We start from the raw sequence: 15259 nt of genomic DNA, 5'->3' as shown, positions 1-15259 counted from the left end.
CCTTGTCGGCGTTACGTAGTTCGGGTGGTCCTGTTGGCTCCACCCTGCCAGCGTCATCCGGACGCCACGGCCCCCAAATCGGATCCTTGATCCCCTTCATAAACGCCGCATGCGCCGCAAGGTCTCCCTCGCTCACTGCGAAAATGCGTGGCGGGCGAACGACCCGAGGCGCCTGTGCGACGATCGGAGTCGCGGCGTTGCCGGCCGCTTCGTTAAGAAGTCCCAGGCCGATCTGGCGACCGCCCATCAGCTCGACATAGACCTGCGCCAGTAGCTGCGCATCGAGCAGCGCGCCGTGCAGCACACGGTGGCTGCGGTCGATTCCGAAGCGCGAACACAGCGCGTCGAGCGAATGCTTGGCACCGGGATGACGGCTGCGCGCGATCTGCAGCGTGTCGATCATCCGCTTCATGTGGATGATCTGACGGCCGCATTTGGTCAACTCGCCGTTGAGGAACGAGAAGTCGAAGCCGGCATTGTGCGCGACCATCGGTGCATCGCCGACGAACTCTAGCAGATCCTCGACCGCATCGGCGAATCTCGGCTTGTCCGACAGGAATTGTGCGCTCAGCCCGTGGACGTTGAACGCCTCGACCGGCATGTCGCGATCGGGATGATAATACGCGTGGAAGGTGCGGCCGGTCTCGACCCGGTTGACCATCTCGACGCAGCCGATTTCGACCATGCGGTCGCCCCGGAAAAACTGAGGCCGGTGGTTTCGGTGTCGAAGACGATCTCGCGCATCGATATGGTATCGGCTCAGATTTCCAAGGATGCAAGCACTGCCCGGACTTGCGCGCGTGTCTCGTCGATGCTCGTATCGGTGCGGATGACGTGGTGCGCGCGGGCGCGTTTTTCGGCGTCGGGGGTCTGGCGCGCGAGGATTGTGGCGAACTTCTCCGGAGTCATGCCGGGGCGGGCGAGCACGCGCGCGCGCTGCACGTCCGGTGCCGCGGAGACGACGACGATCGAGTCGACCCTTTGGTCACCGCCGGTCTCGAACAGGAGAGGGACGTCGAACACGACTCGCTTGCCGGCGTGCTCAGCGAGAAAGGCGGCGCGCTCTTCGCCGACCGCCGGGTGGACGATCGCCTCGAGTCGCTTGATCGCGGCATCGTCGCCGAACACCGCCGCGCCGAGTTTTGCTCGGTCGACCGCGCCGTTTGCGGTCGTGCCGGGGAAGGCGGCTTCGATCGCGGGGACCAGCCGACCGTCGACACCCTGCAACCGGTGAACGGTCGCGTCGGCGTCGAATACGGGCACGCCCTCGTCGGCGAACATCGCAGCGACGGTCGACTTGCCCATGCCGATCGAGCCGGTCAGCCCGATGATCATTTGACCAGCAATGCCCGGAGGTCCTCGTCGCGATCGCGCGGTGGTTCCACGTGGAACAATATCTCGAATGCGACGGCCGCCTGGCCGATCAGCATTTCAAGACCGTCGACAGTTTCGAGATCGCGCGCCCTTGCCGCTTTCAGGAGACCGGTTTCGAGCGGGGAATAGACGATGTCGTAGACCAGCGAGTCCGGACCGAGCGCGCCGAGGTCGATATCGAGCGGGGCTGACCCGCCATCCCGAGCACGCTCGCGTTGACGAGCAGCCGCGAGGGCGGGGCGGGGGCCGATCGGCAATGCCTGACCCTTGAGTCCGAACGCCGAAAGCAACGCCGCACCCTTTAGCGGATTGCGGTTGAGGATGGTCACCGGCCCGACGCCCATCCGCGACAGCGCAAACAGGATCGCGCGGGCTGCGCCGCCGGCGCCGATCACCGTGACGGGCTGGCCGGCGATGTCGAGATCGTCGATCGGCGCCCAGAATCCCGCGGCATCGGTGTTGGTGCCGATGCAGTCACCCGCCTGGTTGCGGAATACGGTGTTGATCGCGCCGATCGTCCCGCGGACGTTGCCGGGGTCGGAAACGTGATCGAGTGCGGCGAGCTTGTGCGGCATCGTGATGTTGCATCCGCGCCAGGCGGGATCGGCTTTCCGTTCGGCGAAGTATGCGGGGAGCGCGTCCGCGGTGACGTGCTTGTGGCGATACTCCGCGTCGATCCCGAGCGCGTCGAGCCAGAAGCCGTGGATCAGCGGGGACTTGGACTGGGCGATCGGGTCGCCGATCACTTCTGCGTAAGGACGGGTCGAGACGGTCATTCGAAGCTCCATGTGTCCCCGCGAAGGCGGGGATCCAGTCTGGGCACCCCTTCGCGGGTGAACAAGGTTTAATCGATTAGGCTACGATCGCCATGCGCCGTCCGCCTCGAACGATCCTCCCCCGCCAGGGGAGGTGGCACCGAAGGTGACGGAGGGGAGGTCACGGGACAGATGTGTCGCTTACCTCCCCCTCCGTCTGGCAAGACAAGCCACCTCCCCTGGCGGGGGAGGATCAGAAGTATCGGGTCACGCCGGCAGTTCGCCCCGCACGCGGAGGAAATCGAGAACGTTGAGCAGCGGCATCCCCAGCACCGTGAACTGGCTCCCCTCGATCTTGGCGAACAACTGCGCGCCCGGGCCTTCGATCCGGTAACAGCCGACGCAGCCGGCAATCGCCGGCCATTCCGCATCGAGGTACGTCTCGATGAACGCCTCTGACAGCGGGCGGACATGCATCTTCGCGCGCTCGACGTGCCGCCAGATCGCCTGCCCGTTCTCGGCGATAACCGCCGCACTCCACAGGTCATGCCGCTTACCCGACATCAGCCGCAGATGCGCCGCCGCGTCGGCCCGCTCGGTCGGCTTGTCGAGGATCGTGCCGTCCTCCAGCGCAACCAAAGAGTCGCTGCCAAGCACCAGATACCCCGGCATCCGCGCTGACACCTTCAAGGCCTTCAACTCCGCCAGCGCATCGGCCAGATCGCGCGGCGACAGATCGCGCAACGCCGCCTTCGCCGCATCCTCGTCGACCCCCGCAAACGTCGCCTCGAACGGAACACCCGCTGCCGTCAGCATCGCGCGACGCGACGCGCTTTGCGAGGCTAGGATCAGGCTCATGCCTCGACCTTCGCGACGTCGTCGCTCCGCCGCTGGTTACACAAGGCGATGATCGCCGCCGCCGTCTCCTCGATCGAGCGCCGCGTCACGTCGATCACCGGCCAGCCATTGTCGGCGAACATCCGCCGCGCAAAGGCGAGTTCGCGCATCACTGCCTCCTCCTCGACATACGACGTATCCGGCTGCTGGTTCAGCGACAGCAACCGGTTGCGGCGGACCTGGATCAACCGGTCGGCACTGGTCGTAAGCCCGACGATCAGCGGGTTCTTCAGGCCATAGAGGATCTTCGGCGGGGGCTCTCGACCACGATCGGAATGTTCGCGGTCTTGTAGCCACGGTTGGCGAGATAGATCGAGGTCGGCGTTTTCGACGAGCGTGACACGCCCGCGAGGACGATATCGGCCTCCTCCCATTCCTCCCACGCGATCCCGTCGTCGTGCGCGATCGTCCACTGGATCGCATCGACACGCGCGAAATAGGCGGCGTCGAGCACGTGCTGGCGCCCCGGTCGCGCCTTGGCCTGCTGCCCCAGCAATCCCGACAAAGCGTCATTTACAGGATCGAGTGGCGCCACGGCGGGCAGCCCGAGCGCCAGGCACCGTTGCTCAAGGATCCGCCGCGTCGCCGGATTCACCAGCGTGAAGATCACGAGCCCCGGGTTCTGCGCGATCTCCTGGAGGATACGCTCGAGATGTGCCTCGGTCCGGACCATCGGCCAGAAATGGCGGACCGTCTCGACGTCGTCATATTGCGCCAGCGCCGCCTTCGCGATGTTCTCCAGCGTCTCGCCGGTCGAATCCGACAGCAAATGAAGGTGGAGCCGCATCATCGGCGATTTATCCCCAGCGGGCGGGTCCGTGGGCGTGGATCTGTGGATAACATGGGGAGAACGGCTAGCGTAACTCGTCCGCCTCGCCAAGCGACGGGTGTGCCGTGGATAACAGCGATTCTATCCACACGCTCGCGCACAGCCGCTGATTTTATCCACAGGCTGTGGGTAACGGGGAGCCTTGAATCGAATCAGCGCGTTTGTGGCGGTGCGGCAGGGTCAAGCTGTTGGCAATTCGGGGATCACCGCATAAGTCCCGGGTTCAACCGCACAACCACTGCAACAACCTATTTCTAGAATCTTCTTATAGTAGAAGAAGGGTGCTCCGCTGACCGATCCGACCTCCCGTTCGCCGTCCTTCAAGCCGTTGCTGGCGACCCTTCGCGGTGAGCGCCAAGCGGTCCCGCCGCTTTGGCTCATGCGGCAGGCGGGGCGGTATCTCCCCGAGTATCGCGAACTGCGGGCCGAGAAGGGTGGGTTCCTCGCGCTCGCCACCGATCCGGACGCGGCGGCCGAGGTCACGCTCCAGCCGATCCGCCGGTTCGGGTTCGACGGCTCGATCCTGTTCTCGGACATCCTGATGATCCCTTGGGCGCTCGGCCAGGATCTGAGCTTCGGAGTCGGCGAGGGGCCTCGGCTCGAGCCGGCGCTGGTCGACCATGCTCTCGATCGGTTGCAGCCGGTCATGGGACGGCTGGAGCCGGTCTACGGCACCGTCGCGAAGGTCGCTGCGGCATTGCCTCCGGAGACGACCTTCCTGGGCTTTGCGGGGTCTCCCTGGACGGTCGCGACCTATATGGTGGCGGGGAAGGGGAGCAAGGATCAGTCCGAGACGCGGCGCTTTGCCTATCGTGACCCGGAGGCGTTCGGTGCGATCATCGATGCGATCGCAGACAACACCGTCGAGTATCTCGCGCGGCAGATCGAGGCGGGCGTCGACGTGGTGCAGTTGTTCGACAGCTGGTCAGGCTCGCTCTCGCCCGCGCAGTTCGAACGCTGGGTGATCGCTCCGACCGCGTCGATCGTCGAGCGGCTCCACGCGCGTTGCCCCGGCGTGCCGATCATCGGCTTTCCCAAGGGGGCAGGGGGCAAGCTGCCGGCCTATGCGCGTGAGACGGGCGTCGATGCGATCGGGCTGGACGAGACGGTCGATCCGGTCTGGGCGCACGCTTCTTTGCCCGCGGACATGCCCGTCCAGGGTAATCTCGATCCGCTAGCGCTGATCGCGGGCGGGGCGGATCTCGATGCGGCGATCGACCGGATTCTGGCGGCGTTCGTCGAGCGCCCGCACGTCTTCAACCTCGGCCACGGCATCCTGCCCGACACGCCCATCGCGCATGTCGAGCAGCTGATCGCCCGTGTAAGGAGCACGACATGAGCGGTTTTCTCGGCGCTGCGTATGATTGGGTGAAGGCTGCGCATCTGATTTTCGTGATTTTCTGGATGGCGGGGCTGTTCATGCTGCCACGCTATCTGGTGTATCATCAGGAGGCGCTGGCCGCCGGAAATGCGGCTGAGGCGGCGGACTGGGTCGAGCGCGAGAGCAAGATCCGCCACATCATCCTGACGCCGGCGATGATCGTCGTCTGGGTGCTTGGGATCGCGCTGGCGCTGAACCTGGGGTTGGCGGACGGCGCACCGGGGCTGGGGTGGCTGCACCTCAAGCTGCTGCTAGTGTTCCTGCTGACGGGCTATCATGGCTGGACGGTCGGCTATGCGAAGAAGCTCGCCGCGGGGAAGCCGACGCTGACCGGCAAGCAGTTGCGGATGCTGAACGAAGTGCCCGCGCTGGCGGTGACGCTGATCGTCGTGCTCGCGATCGTAAAGCCGTTCTGAACTTCCCCTCCCTGGAAGGGAGGGGCCGGGGTGGGTAGGCCCGCTCGAGCCCCAACGGTTCGACCACGCGGAAACCGACCCACTCCCAACCCCTCCCTTTCAGGGAGGGGCAAAAAGGCTCGCTTGACTAACCCGCCCCCCAATTCTAACCCCTTCTCCCAACACGGCCTCCTGGCGTCCTGCCCGGTCGTGGGTTCCAGCAGACTCGTATCGCCCAGTTTCGCTTCCCAAGCGCACCGCCGACCGAGCGTTCTCCCGTTGATTGCTATCCGGAAATCCCCATGCATCTCAAAGACCTGAAGAAGAAGAAGCCCGCCGAGCTGGTCCAGCTGGCCGAGGAACTGGGGGTCGAGAGCGCCTCGACGCTGCGCAAGCAGGACCTGCTGTTCGCGATCCTGAAGGTGCAGGCGGACAATGGCGACCAGATCATGGGGCTCGGCACGATCGAAGTGCTGCCCGACGGCTTCGGCTTCCTGCGCTCGCCGGAATCGAACTATCTCGCCGGTCCCGACGACATCTACATCTCGCCGAACCAGGTCCGGAAGTTCGGCCTGCGCACCGGTGACACGGTCGAGGGCGAGATCCGCGGGCCGAAGGACGGCGAGCGCTATTTCTCGCTGGTGAAGCTCACCGCGGTGAATTTCGACGACCCCGACGTCGTCCGTCACCGCGTCAATTTCGACAACCTCACGCCGCTCTACCCCGAGAGCAAGCTGACGCTCGATCCCGCCGACCCGACCGTCAAGGACAAGTCGGCGCGCGTGATCGACATCGTCTCGCCACAGGGCAAGGGCCAGCGCACGCTGATCGTCGCGCCGCCGCGCGTCGGCAAGACGGTCATGTTGCAGAACATGGCCAAGGCGATCACCGACAACCACCCCGAGGTGTTCCTGATCGTCCTGCTGATCGACGAGCGCCCCGAGGAAGTCACCGACATGCAGCGCAGCGTGAAGGGCGAGGTGGTCAGCTCGACCTTCGACGAACCCGCGCAGCGCCACGTGCAAGTCGCTGAAATGGTGATCGAAAAGGCCAAGCGCCTGGTCGAGCACAAGAAGGACGTGGTGATCCTGCTCGACTCGATCACGCGTCTCGGCCGTGCCTACAACACCGTCGTGCCGTCGTCGGGGAAGGTCCTCACGGGCGGTGTCGATGCGAACGCGCTGCAGCGTCCCAAGCGCTTCTTCGGTGCCGCGCGCAACATCGAGGAGGGCGGTTCGCTCTCGATCATCGCCACCGCGCTGATCGATACCGGCAGCCGCATGGACGAGGTGATCTTCGAGGAGTTCAAGGGCACCGGCAACTCGGAAATCGTGCTCGACCGCAAGGTCGCGGACAAGCGCATCTTCCCGGCGCTCGACGTCGGCAAGTCGGGCACCCGCAAGGAAGAGCTGCTGGTCGACAAGGCCAAGCTCTCCAAGATGTGGGTCCTGCGTCGCATCCTGATGCAGATGGGCACAATCGACGCGATGGAGTTCCTGCTCGACAAGATGAAGGATCTCGAAGACCAACGAGAATTTCTTCGATTCCATGAATCAACAACCGAGTGCGGCCTGCTGCAAGCTGCAGCAGGACTCGCACCGGTTCGGCCGGCAGGGCGTAAGCTCCGACCGACGACAGGGGCTTTGCCCATGTCCGGCCAAGACCACCTATTCACGGCACGCGAGAGCATGGCTTTCGCGTGCCGCTTTGCTATTAAACCCCCATAACCGTCACCACCGCTCGCGCTGGTGACCCACGTCACCGGGAGCCGAAACCTTGAGTATCATCGCCATGCTGGCCGCCGCCGCATCGGGAGCCGCCGGACCCGGCTCGCCGCTGGACATCTGGCATCACGTCGTCGCCGACTTCTCGAACCTCGGCGATCCGAAGGCCCTCGCCGCATTCGGCTCGGTCCTGATGATCGATCTCGTCCTGGCGGGCGACAACGCGATCGTCGTCGGTGCACTCGCCGCAGGACTTCCCGCCGACCAGCGCAAGAAGGTCATCCTGATCGGCATCGGCGCGGCGCTCGTACTGCGCATCTTCTTCGCGCTGATCGTGACCTGGCTGATGGGCATCGTCGGGCTGATCTTCGCGGGCGGCCTGCTGCTGCTGTGGGTCTGCTGGAAGTTCTGGCGCGAAATCCGCGAGGGCGCGCAGAATGCAGGCTCCGAGGAAATCGAGGGCGACGAGCGCTCGGGTCTCCGGTCCTCGAAGGGTTTCGCCAGCGCAGCCTGGGCGGTTGCGGTCGCCGACGTCTCGATGAGCCTCGACAATGTCCTGGCCGTCGCGGGCGCCGCGCGCGAGCATCCCGGCATCCTCGTCATCGGCCTGCTGTTGTCGGTCGCGATGATGGGCCTCGCCGCGAACTATATCGCGCGCATCATCAACAAGTATCGCTGGATCGCGTATATCGGTCTCGCAGTGATCCTCGTGGTCGCGGTGAAGATGATCTATGAGGGCTGGGTCGGCACCGGCGAGACGCTCGGGATCATCTCGCTGCTGCGCTGACCGCGTTGAAGTTGGGATAAGAAGAGGCCTCGCCGGGATCGTCCGGCGAGGCCTTTTTCATGACCGACGTTCATACCTCATCATGCCGGGCTCGTTCCGGCATCCACCGTTCCGCACGGTCGAGAGCTAGGAGTTCGCGGGACCGTGGACCCCGGAACTAGTCCGGGGTGACGGGGAAGGCGTCAGCCCAGATTCTCTGCGAAGAACTTCGCCGTCCGCTCGTCCGCGAGCTTCGCCGCGGCATCCGACCGCCGCTCGCCGAACTCGGTCGCGAAGCCGTGATCCTCCCCCGCATAATCGTAGATCGTCACCTTCGGGTGATCGTCGAGCCCGGCATGCATCGCCGCCTGCGCGGCCTTGTCGACGAAGTGATCCTCCTCCGGCACGTGCAACAGCACCGGATGTGCGATCGCATGCTTCTCGCCCAGCAGGCCATCGATCCCGACGCCGTAATAGCCGACGCTCGCATCGACGTCGGTCCGCGCCGCAGTCATGAACGCGAGGCGTCCGCCGAGGCAGTAGCCCACTACGCCGACCTTGCTGCTATCGCCGAGTTCGGTACGCGCGGCGCGGATCGTGGCTTCGATATCTGCTACGCCCTTGTCCTGATCGAACTGGCCCATCAGTTCGAGCGCGCGATCGAACTCGGGCTTGATGTCCGGATCGAGTTCGATGCCGCGCTCCAGCCGCCAGAACAGGTCGGGCGCGATCGCCAGATAGCCGGCCTCGGCGAGCGTATCGCACTTACGACGGATCCCGGCATTCACCCCGAAGATTTCCTGAATCACGATGATCGCCGCTTTCGGCGTGCCGGCGGGGGCGGCGCGGTAGGCGTGGAAATCGCCGGAGCCGTCAAGCGTCGCGATGGTGGTCGTGTTCGTCATAGCACTCCTCCTTGCGGCCGCTCGTGATCGAGCAGCCTGGATTTGGTGATGGGGCCGTTGCCCGCGGAATACGCACCAAGCGCCCCGCCGGCTCCAAGGATCCGGTGGCAAGGGACGACGATCGGAAATGGATTGCGCGCGCACGCCTGGCCGATCGCGCGCGGGCTCGAACCGATCGCTTTCGCGAGCGCGCCGTAACTTGCGGTCTCGCCGTACGCGATGTCGACGATCCCCTGCCGCAGGATCGCGCCGCGTTCGGTAGGCGAGGGGCTAGCGGCAAATCGAACGCTGTCAGTCGCCCCGCGAAATACGCTTCGAGCTGTTGGACGGCTTCCCGGATCGCCGGTGCATCGCTCGCCACCGCATCGCCCGTTGCGAGAATCTCGATCGCGTCGATCCGGTCCGCGGTACCGGCCACGCGGACCAATCCGATTGGCGTTGCGATCGAGGGCTGCATCGCGCGCATACATTGCCACGCTATGCAGCGCGCGGATGGGCGGCTCAAGCGCCATCTGGGACGCGGTATATGAAGATGAATATCGAGATCGAATGCACCCTCGAAGAGGCGCGCCGCGCGGTGGGCCTGCCCGATCTGACACCGATCCACGATCGCTATGTCGCGATGATGATGGACGCGATCCCGGACGGCCAGATGAAGCCCGAGATGCTCGAATCGATGATGCGCGGCTGGCAGCCGATGGGCGAGGCGGGGATGGCGATGTGGAAGCGCATGTTCGACACCGCGACGAAGACGGGCGGCTGAGTTTCACGTGAAAACGATCTTCGCGGTATCGAGCGGGCGTCCTCCCGCGGCGATCGCTGTCGTCCGGGTGAGCGGCCCGCAGGCTTTTGCGGCGGCCGAAGCTCTGGCGGGGCCATTGCCTGCCGCTCGTCACGCGAGTCTCCGCGGGCTGCGTGATGCTGATGGTGCGCTGCTCGACCGTGCACTGGTGATCGTCTTCCCGGGACCGACGACGGCGACCGGTGAGGATCTGGTCGAACTTCATTGCCATGGGGGCCGCGCGGTTATCGCCGCCGTGGAGTGCGCTTTGTCGGCGCAGTCCGGTCTCCGTCCGGCCGAACCTGGTGAGTTTACCCGCCGTGCACTGACCAATGGCCGTATCGATCTCACCGAAGCGGAAGGGCTCGCCGACCTCCTCGAAGCAGAGACTGAGGGCCAGCGCGTCGCCGCAATGACCGCAGCCGAGGGTCGCGTCAGCCAGGCCGTCCGCAGTTGGATGGACTCCGTCGCAATGCTGTCCGCACGGATCGAAGCGATGCTCGACTTCGCCGACGAGGACGATGTGGCGAGCGATACCGCCGCGTTCGACGCGATCGTCGCGGAGATCGACGCGCTTGCGGCCGAGATCGAGGCAGTGGTCGATGCCCCGCCGGTCGAGCGCCTCAAGGACGGCCTGCGCGTCGTCATCGGCGGCCCGCCCAATAGCGGCAAGTCGACGCTGCTCAACCTGCTCGGCGAGCGCGACGCGGCGATCGTGTCGCCGATCTCGGGCACCACGCGCGACCGGATCGAGGTGCCGGTGATCCGCCACGGTGTCGCCTATGTACTGACCGACACCGCCGGGCTGATCGATACGCTGGACCCGATCGAGGCGATCGGCGTGACGCGGGCTGAGGGTGCGCTGGCGGCTGCGGACATCGTGTTGTGGCTTGCCGACACGCCACCGCCGCGCACGGATGCCATGTGGATCCATGCCCGTGCGGACTTGCCGGGGCGGGGGCATATCCCGGCAGGGCGCGCGCTCGCCATTGCGCAGACCGATCGTGGTTCGCTCGATCGGCTTTGGACGGAGGTGCATCAGCGGGCGATGGCCATGCTTCCGCGCGGCGATGGAATCGCGCTCAAGCAGCATCAGCGGCGGCAGTGCGGACTCGCGGCCGATGCGCTACGCTACCGGAGTTCCGACGCGCTCGTTATCGCTGAGCATCTTCGCCAAGCCCGCGCGATCCTGGCCGGCGTTCTGGGTCTCGACGCGACCGGGGAGATGCTCGACGCGCTGTTCGGACGTTTCTGTATCGGCAAGTGATGTTCCACGTGGAACATCTTTGACGCACTCGCTGGGCCGCACCAGGGCTGAGCCATGTTCGATGTATTGGTGGTTGGCGGTGGCCATGCCGGAACCGAAGCCGCAGCCGCGGCGGCGCGTAGGGGCGCGCGCACCGCGCTCGTGTCGTTCGACGCGCGGCATATCGGTGCGATGTCCTGTAATCCGGCGATCGGCGGCCTCGGCAAAGGCCATATGGTCCGCGAAGTCGACGCCTTCGACGGACTGATCGGGCGCGCTGCGGATGCGGCCGCGATCCACTACCGGATGCTCAATCGCAGCAAGGGCTCGGCGGTGCAGGGCCCTCGCATCCAGGCAGACCGTCGGCTCTATTCGGGTGCAATCCAGACGATGCTGGCCGCGACCGAAGGGCTCGCGATCGTCGAAGGTGAAGCGACTGCGCTGCATTTCGACGGCGATCGGGTAGCTGGCGTCGTGCTCGCGGATGGCTCGATCGTCGCAGCCCGCGCAGTCGTGCTGGCAACCGGTACGTTTCTCGGCGGCCGCATCTTCCGCGGTGATGATCGCGAGGAAGGTGGCCGGATTGGCGAGCGTGCGGCCAAGCCATTGGCCGACCAGCTCCGCGCGCGGGACCTGCCGATGGCGCGACTGAAGACCGGTACGCCGCCGCGTCTCGATGGCCGCACGATCGATTGGGGCGCGTTGGCCGAGCAGTCGTCGGACCTCGATCCGTGGACGATGTCGCCGATGACCCGCGCGCGTCCGCTCCCGCAGATCGCTTGTGCCATCACGCGCACGACCGACCGAACGCATGCTATCATCCGCGAGGCGTTCCACCGGTCGCCGCTGTTTACCGGAGCGATCGAGGCAGCCGGCCCGCGCTATTGTCCGTCGATCGAGGACAAGGTTCACCGCTTCGGCGACCGCGACGGGCATCAGGTGTTCCTCGAACCCGAGGGGCTCGACGACGCGACGGTCTATCCCAACGGCCTGTCGACCTCGCTCCCGGTCGAGGTCCAGTCGGCAATGCTCGCAAGCATTCCCGGGCTCGAACGCGTGCACATCACGATGCCGGGCTATGCGGTCGAATATGATTATATCGACCCGCGCGCGCTCGACACGCGGCTTGCGCTCGGCGCGATCGACGGCGTGTTCTGCGCCGGCCAGATCAACGGCACGACCGGCTATGAGGAAGCGGCAGGGCAGGGGCTCGTCGCCGGGCTCAACGCCGCGGCGTATGCGTGCGACCTCGCTCCCGTCATTCTCGATCGCGCGTCCAGTTATCTCGGCGTGATGATCGACGATCTCACGCTGCAAGGCGTGACTGAGCCCTATCGGATGTTGACAGCGCGCGCCGAGTTTCGCCTGTCGCTGCGTGCCGACAATGCAGAGACGCGGCTGGGTGGCATCGGCGAAGCGGCCGGATGTCTTGGACCGGAACGGCTCGCGCATCAGCATGCGCTGGCCGAAAACCGTGCCCGGTTCCGCGCGTCGCTCGACGGCGAACGCACCGCGACCGAGGTGGCTGATCAGGGTGTCGCCATCGGTCGCGATGGCGCGCGCCGGACGGCTTTCGACTGGCTCCGGTTCGAGGGCGTGACGCTCGCGCATGTCGCGCCGGACGCTGCGATCGGGATCCCGACGGCGGTTGTTGACGAAGTGTTAGAGGACGCGCGCTACGCCCCATATATCGAACGCCAGGCGCAGGAGGTTGCGCGCCTGCGTGCCGACGAGGCGATCCGCTTACCCGAGGACCTGGCCTATGAACGCATACCCGGCCTGTCGAACGAGATGATCGATCGCCTGACGACCGCGCGACCGACGTCGCTAGCGGCGGCTGCGCGCGTACGGGGATCACCCCGGCCGCGCTGTCGGCGGTATTACTGCATACGAAACGAGTGCCAGCATGACCGAAGACGACGCACAGGCCTGGGTCACCGATCTGTTCGGGGCGGAAGCGACCGAGCGTCTGTCGGCGTTCGTCGCGATGGTGGTTGAGGAAGCGCCGCACCAGAATTTGATCGCGCCGTCGACGATCCCGACGATCTGGGACCGCCACGTGGTCGACTCGCTTCAGCTCGTTGCACTTGCCGGAGCGGATACGTCGGCGAGGCGCTGGCTCGATATCGGTACCGGCGGGGGCTTTCCCGGGATGGTCGTTGCGCTGGTTCGCGAGGGGCCGGTCGATCTGGTCGAGCCCCGACGGCGGCGTGCTGACTTCCTACAGCTCTGCGTCGCGCGTCTCGGTCTCGGCGAACAGGTCCGCGTTCACGCCTCCAAGGTCGAAAATGCAAGCGCGGACGCGGCGATCATTTCGGCCCGCGCGGTCGCCTCGTTGCAAAACCTTTGCGTGGCGCCGCGCACTGCGCCACAACGGAGACGCGGTGGTTGCTTCCTCGGGGGCGTTTCGACGAGGAGGAGCTCGCCGCGCTCAAGCAGCATTGGCGGTTTATGTTCCACGTGGAACAAAGCGTCACGAACCCGGAGTCGTCGATCGTGGTTCTGGATCGGGTAAGCGCGCGATGATCACCATCGCGGTCGCCAATCAAAAGGGCGGGGTGGGCAAGACCACCAGCGCCATCAATCTCGCAACCGCGCTCGCCGCGACGGGGATGCGCGTACTGCTGGTCGATCTCGATCCGCAGGGCAATGCGTCGACCGGACTCGGCATCGGTCATTCGCAGCGCGAGCGGTCGAGCTACGACGTGCTGGTTGGCGAAACCTCGATCGCAGAAGCGGTTGTGCATACGCGCGTGCCTCGGCTCGATATCGTACCAGCGACCGTCGATCTTTCGGGCGCGGAGATCGAGCTGGTCGATTTCGACGCACGCACGCATCGACTCGATCGGGCGGTGAAGGCGGCGCAGGGGCCGTGGGATATCGCGCTGATCGATTGCCCACCGTCGCTCGGATTGCTGACGATCAATGCGATGGTCGCGGCGGATTCGCTGCTGGTACCGCTGCAATGCGAGTTTTTCGCGCTCGAAGGGTTGTCGCAGTTGCTCAGCACGGTCGAGCGTATCCGCCAGCGGTTCAATCCGGGGCTATCCATTCTGGGGGTTGCGCTGACGATGTTCGATCGGCGAAACCGGCTGACCGATCAGGTCTCGGCGGACGTTCGCGCTGTTCTGGGTAAGGTCGTGTTCGAGACGGTGATCCCGCGCAACGTGCGGCTCTCGGAAGCGCCGAGCCACGGGCTCCCCGCGCTGATCTACGACCATCGCTGCTCCGGATCGCAGGCATATATTGCACTGGCGCGTGAATTGATCGGCCGGCTTCCAGCAACCGCGCAGGCCGCGGCATGAGCGACGGTAACAAACGTGGTCGGCCGGGGCTGGGCAGGGGCCTCAACGCGCTGCTCGGCGAGATGGCGCGCGAGACGCCGGTCTCGGGCGATGGTGCAGCGCAGCAATCGTCAGGCGTCCGCATGCTCCCGGTCAGTTCGCTGTCGCCGCATCCCGATCAGCCGCGCCGCCACTTCGACGAGGCGATGCTCGACGAGCTGGCGGCATCGATCGCGTCGCGCGGGTTGATCCAGCCGATCGTCGTCCGTCCGCACGGGCATGACTATCAGATCGTTGCGGGCGAGCGGCGCTGGCGTGCCGCCCAGCGCGCGCGGCTGCACGAGGTGCCGGTCGTCGTCCGCGACTTCGACGATGCGGAGACGCTCGAGATCGCGCTGATCGAGAATATCCAGCGCGAGGACCTCAACGCGATCGAAGAGGCGCAGGCGTATCAGCGGCTGGCTGGCGAATATGGCCACACGCAGGAGGTGCTCGCCAAGATCGTCCACAAGTCGCGCAGTCATGTCGCGAACTTGTTGCGGTTGCTGGAGCTGCCGGCGCAGGTGCAGTCGCAGGTGGTCGATGGATCCCTGTCGATGGGGCATGCGCGGGCTTTGCTGGGTTCACCCGACGTGGAGTCGCTCGCGGACCAGGTCGTGTCGCGTGGACTGTCGGTGCGCGAGACGGAGAAGCTGGCGCGGGATGCCAAGCCCGGGCGGAGCCGTAGCGGTAAGCCAGCCGAGCCTCGGATTCCGGACGCGGATATTGCAGCTTTGGAGCGGCAACTGGCGGATCTGCTGGGGTTGCAGGTTAGGGTAGCGCATACCGAGACTGGGGGCACGCTGACTCTCAGTTATTCGACGTTGGATCAGCTCGATATGGTGTGCCAGCGGCTGACGGGTGGGGCGATCTGAGCCTCGCT

Annotated in this window: 12 protein-coding genes and 6 pseudogenes; 10 read left to right on the top strand and 8 right to left on the bottom strand. The window is 65.6% G+C overall.

The genetic code is table 11. The features are described 5' to 3' along the window. Positions 1–70 precede the first annotated feature (70 nt). The 5 genes and pseudogenes from dnaQ to AC0IX7_RS15420 form a co-directional block, all read right to left on the bottom strand. Positions 71–744: pseudogene (gene dnaQ / locus AC0IX7_RS15440) on the bottom strand (DNA polymerase III subunit epsilon); the annotation flags it as partial. Positions 745–759: 15 nt separating this feature from the next. Next, complete coding sequence (gene coaE / locus AC0IX7_RS15435) at positions 760–1335, bottom strand: dephospho-CoA kinase (RefSeq protein ID WP_471812693.1); 576 nt, start codon at positions 1333–1335, stop codon at positions 760–762. Beyond that, positions 1332–2150: pseudogene (locus tag AC0IX7_RS15430) on the bottom strand (shikimate dehydrogenase family protein). The gene coaE and the pseudogene AC0IX7_RS15430 overlap by 4 nt, the downstream one beginning before the upstream one ends. Before the next feature lie 246 nt (positions 2151–2396). Continuing rightward, positions 2397–2987: a Maf family protein gene (locus AC0IX7_RS15425; protein WP_471812692.1), complete on the bottom strand. Its 591-nt coding sequence runs from the start codon at positions 2985–2987 to the stop codon at positions 2397–2399. Continuing rightward, positions 2984–3816, bottom strand: a pseudogene (locus tag AC0IX7_RS15420) (pyruvate, water dikinase regulatory protein). Before AC0IX7_RS15420 ends, AC0IX7_RS15425 begins: the two are co-directional and overlap by 4 nt. Before the next feature lie 328 nt (positions 3817–4144). On the opposite strand from AC0IX7_RS15420, the gene hemE reads away from it, so the two are divergent. The 4 genes and pseudogenes from hemE to AC0IX7_RS15400 all read left to right on the top strand — a co-directional run bounded on the left by hemE (position 4145) and on the right by AC0IX7_RS15400 (position 8142). Then, positions 4145–5194 (top strand): uroporphyrinogen decarboxylase, encoded by a 1050-nt coding sequence (gene hemE / locus AC0IX7_RS15415; RefSeq protein WP_471813905.1) that lies wholly within the window; start codon positions 4145–4147, stop codon positions 5192–5194. After that, positions 5191–5652 carry a CopD family protein gene (locus AC0IX7_RS15410; RefSeq protein WP_471812691.1) on the top strand — a complete coding sequence of 154 codons (462 nt, stop codon included), beginning with the start codon at positions 5191–5193 and terminating at the stop codon, positions 5650–5652. The genes hemE and AC0IX7_RS15410 overlap by 4 nt, the downstream gene beginning before the upstream one ends. A gap of 281 nt (positions 5653–5933) precedes the next feature. Continuing rightward, positions 5934–7188, top strand: a pseudogene (gene rho / locus AC0IX7_RS15405) (transcription termination factor Rho); the annotation flags it as partial. Between the two features lie 234 nt (positions 7189–7422). After that, the gene (locus tag AC0IX7_RS15400) at positions 7423–8142 is read left to right on the top strand and encodes a TerC family protein (protein ID WP_187502552.1); all 720 of its coding nucleotides are present in this window, start codon (positions 7423–7425) and stop codon (positions 8140–8142) included. Positions 8143–8324: 182 nt separating this feature from the next. Here the strand turns inward: AC0IX7_RS15400 and AC0IX7_RS15395 are convergent, their stop codons facing one another. The 3 genes and pseudogenes from AC0IX7_RS15395 to AC0IX7_RS15385 form a co-directional block, all read right to left on the bottom strand. Further along, on the bottom strand, positions 8325–9026 hold the full coding sequence (locus AC0IX7_RS15395; RefSeq protein ID WP_471812690.1) for a dienelactone hydrolase family protein: 702 nt from the start codon (positions 9024–9026) through the stop codon (positions 8325–8327). After that, entirely contained in the window at positions 9023–9202 is a 180-nt protein-coding gene (locus tag AC0IX7_RS15390; protein ID WP_471813903.1) for a methylated-DNA--[protein]-cysteine S-methyltransferase, read from the bottom strand. Before AC0IX7_RS15390 ends, AC0IX7_RS15395 begins: the two co-directional genes overlap by 4 nt. A gap of 149 nt (positions 9203–9351) precedes the next feature. Next, positions 9352–9483, bottom strand: a pseudogene (locus tag AC0IX7_RS15385) (hypothetical protein); the annotation flags it as partial. 69 nt (positions 9484–9552) lie between these two features. On the opposite strand from AC0IX7_RS15385, the gene AC0IX7_RS15380 reads away from it, so the two are divergent. From AC0IX7_RS15380 to AC0IX7_RS15355, 6 genes and pseudogenes are all read left to right on the top strand, one after another. Continuing rightward, complete coding sequence (locus AC0IX7_RS15380) at positions 9553–9789, top strand: DUF6489 family protein (protein WP_471812689.1); 237 nt, start codon at positions 9553–9555, stop codon at positions 9787–9789. A gap of 7 nt (positions 9790–9796) precedes the next feature. Further along, positions 9797–11074, top strand: a complete 1278-nt coding sequence (gene mnmE, locus AC0IX7_RS15375) for a tRNA uridine-5-carboxymethylaminomethyl(34) synthesis GTPase MnmE (RefSeq protein ID WP_471812688.1) — start codon at positions 9797–9799, stop codon at positions 11072–11074. A gap of 54 nt (positions 11075–11128) precedes the next feature. Further along, a pseudogene (mnmG, locus tag AC0IX7_RS15370) lies at positions 11129–12963 on the top strand (tRNA uridine-5-carboxymethylaminomethyl(34) synthesis enzyme MnmG). Further along, on the top strand, positions 12960–13568 hold the full coding sequence (locus AC0IX7_RS15365; protein WP_471812687.1) for a 16S rRNA (guanine(527)-N(7))-methyltransferase RsmG: 609 nt from the start codon (positions 12960–12962) through the stop codon (positions 13566–13568). Before mnmG ends, AC0IX7_RS15365 begins: the two are co-directional and overlap by 4 nt. Before the next feature lie 7 nt (positions 13569–13575). Beyond that, positions 13576–14358, top strand: coding sequence for a ParA family protein (locus tag AC0IX7_RS15360; protein WP_332744945.1), 783 nt, complete (start codon positions 13576–13578; stop codon positions 14356–14358). Then, entirely contained in the window at positions 14355–15251 is an 897-nt protein-coding gene (locus AC0IX7_RS15355) for a ParB/RepB/Spo0J family partition protein (protein WP_471812685.1), read from the top strand. Before AC0IX7_RS15360 ends, AC0IX7_RS15355 begins: the two co-directional genes overlap by 4 nt. Positions 15252–15259 lie beyond the last annotated feature (8 nt).

Source organism: Sphingomonas sp. AC411 (assembly GCF_979253035.1).
This window is presented reverse-complemented; position numbering and strand designations above follow the sequence as displayed.

Coding starts and splice junctions, on each gene's coding strand:
- coaE (WP_471812693.1), bottom strand. CDS start 1,335: ATGATCATCGGGCTGACCGGCTCGATCGGCATGGGCAAGTCGACCGTC.
- AC0IX7_RS15425 (WP_471812692.1), bottom strand. CDS start 2,987: ATGAGCCTGATCCTAGCCTCGCAAAGCGCGTCGCGTCGCGCGATGCTG.
- AC0IX7_RS15410 (WP_471812691.1), top strand. CDS start 5,191: ATGAGCGGTTTTCTCGGCGCTGCGTATGATTGGGTGAAGGCTGCGCAT.
- AC0IX7_RS15400 (WP_187502552.1), top strand. CDS start 7,423: ATGCTGGCCGCCGCCGCATCGGGAGCCGCCGGACCCGGCTCGCCGCTG.
- AC0IX7_RS15395 (WP_471812690.1), bottom strand. CDS start 9,026: ATGACGAACACGACCACCATCGCGACGCTTGACGGCTCCGGCGATTTC.
- AC0IX7_RS15380 (WP_471812689.1), top strand. CDS start 9,553: ATGAAGATGAATATCGAGATCGAATGCACCCTCGAAGAGGCGCGCCGC.
- AC0IX7_RS15365 (WP_471812687.1), top strand. CDS start 12,960: ATGACCGAAGACGACGCACAGGCCTGGGTCACCGATCTGTTCGGGGCG.
- AC0IX7_RS15360 (WP_332744945.1), top strand. CDS start 13,576: ATGATCACCATCGCGGTCGCCAATCAAAAGGGCGGGGTGGGCAAGACC.
- AC0IX7_RS15355 (WP_471812685.1), top strand. CDS start 14,355: ATGAGCGACGGTAACAAACGTGGTCGGCCGGGGCTGGGCAGGGGCCTC.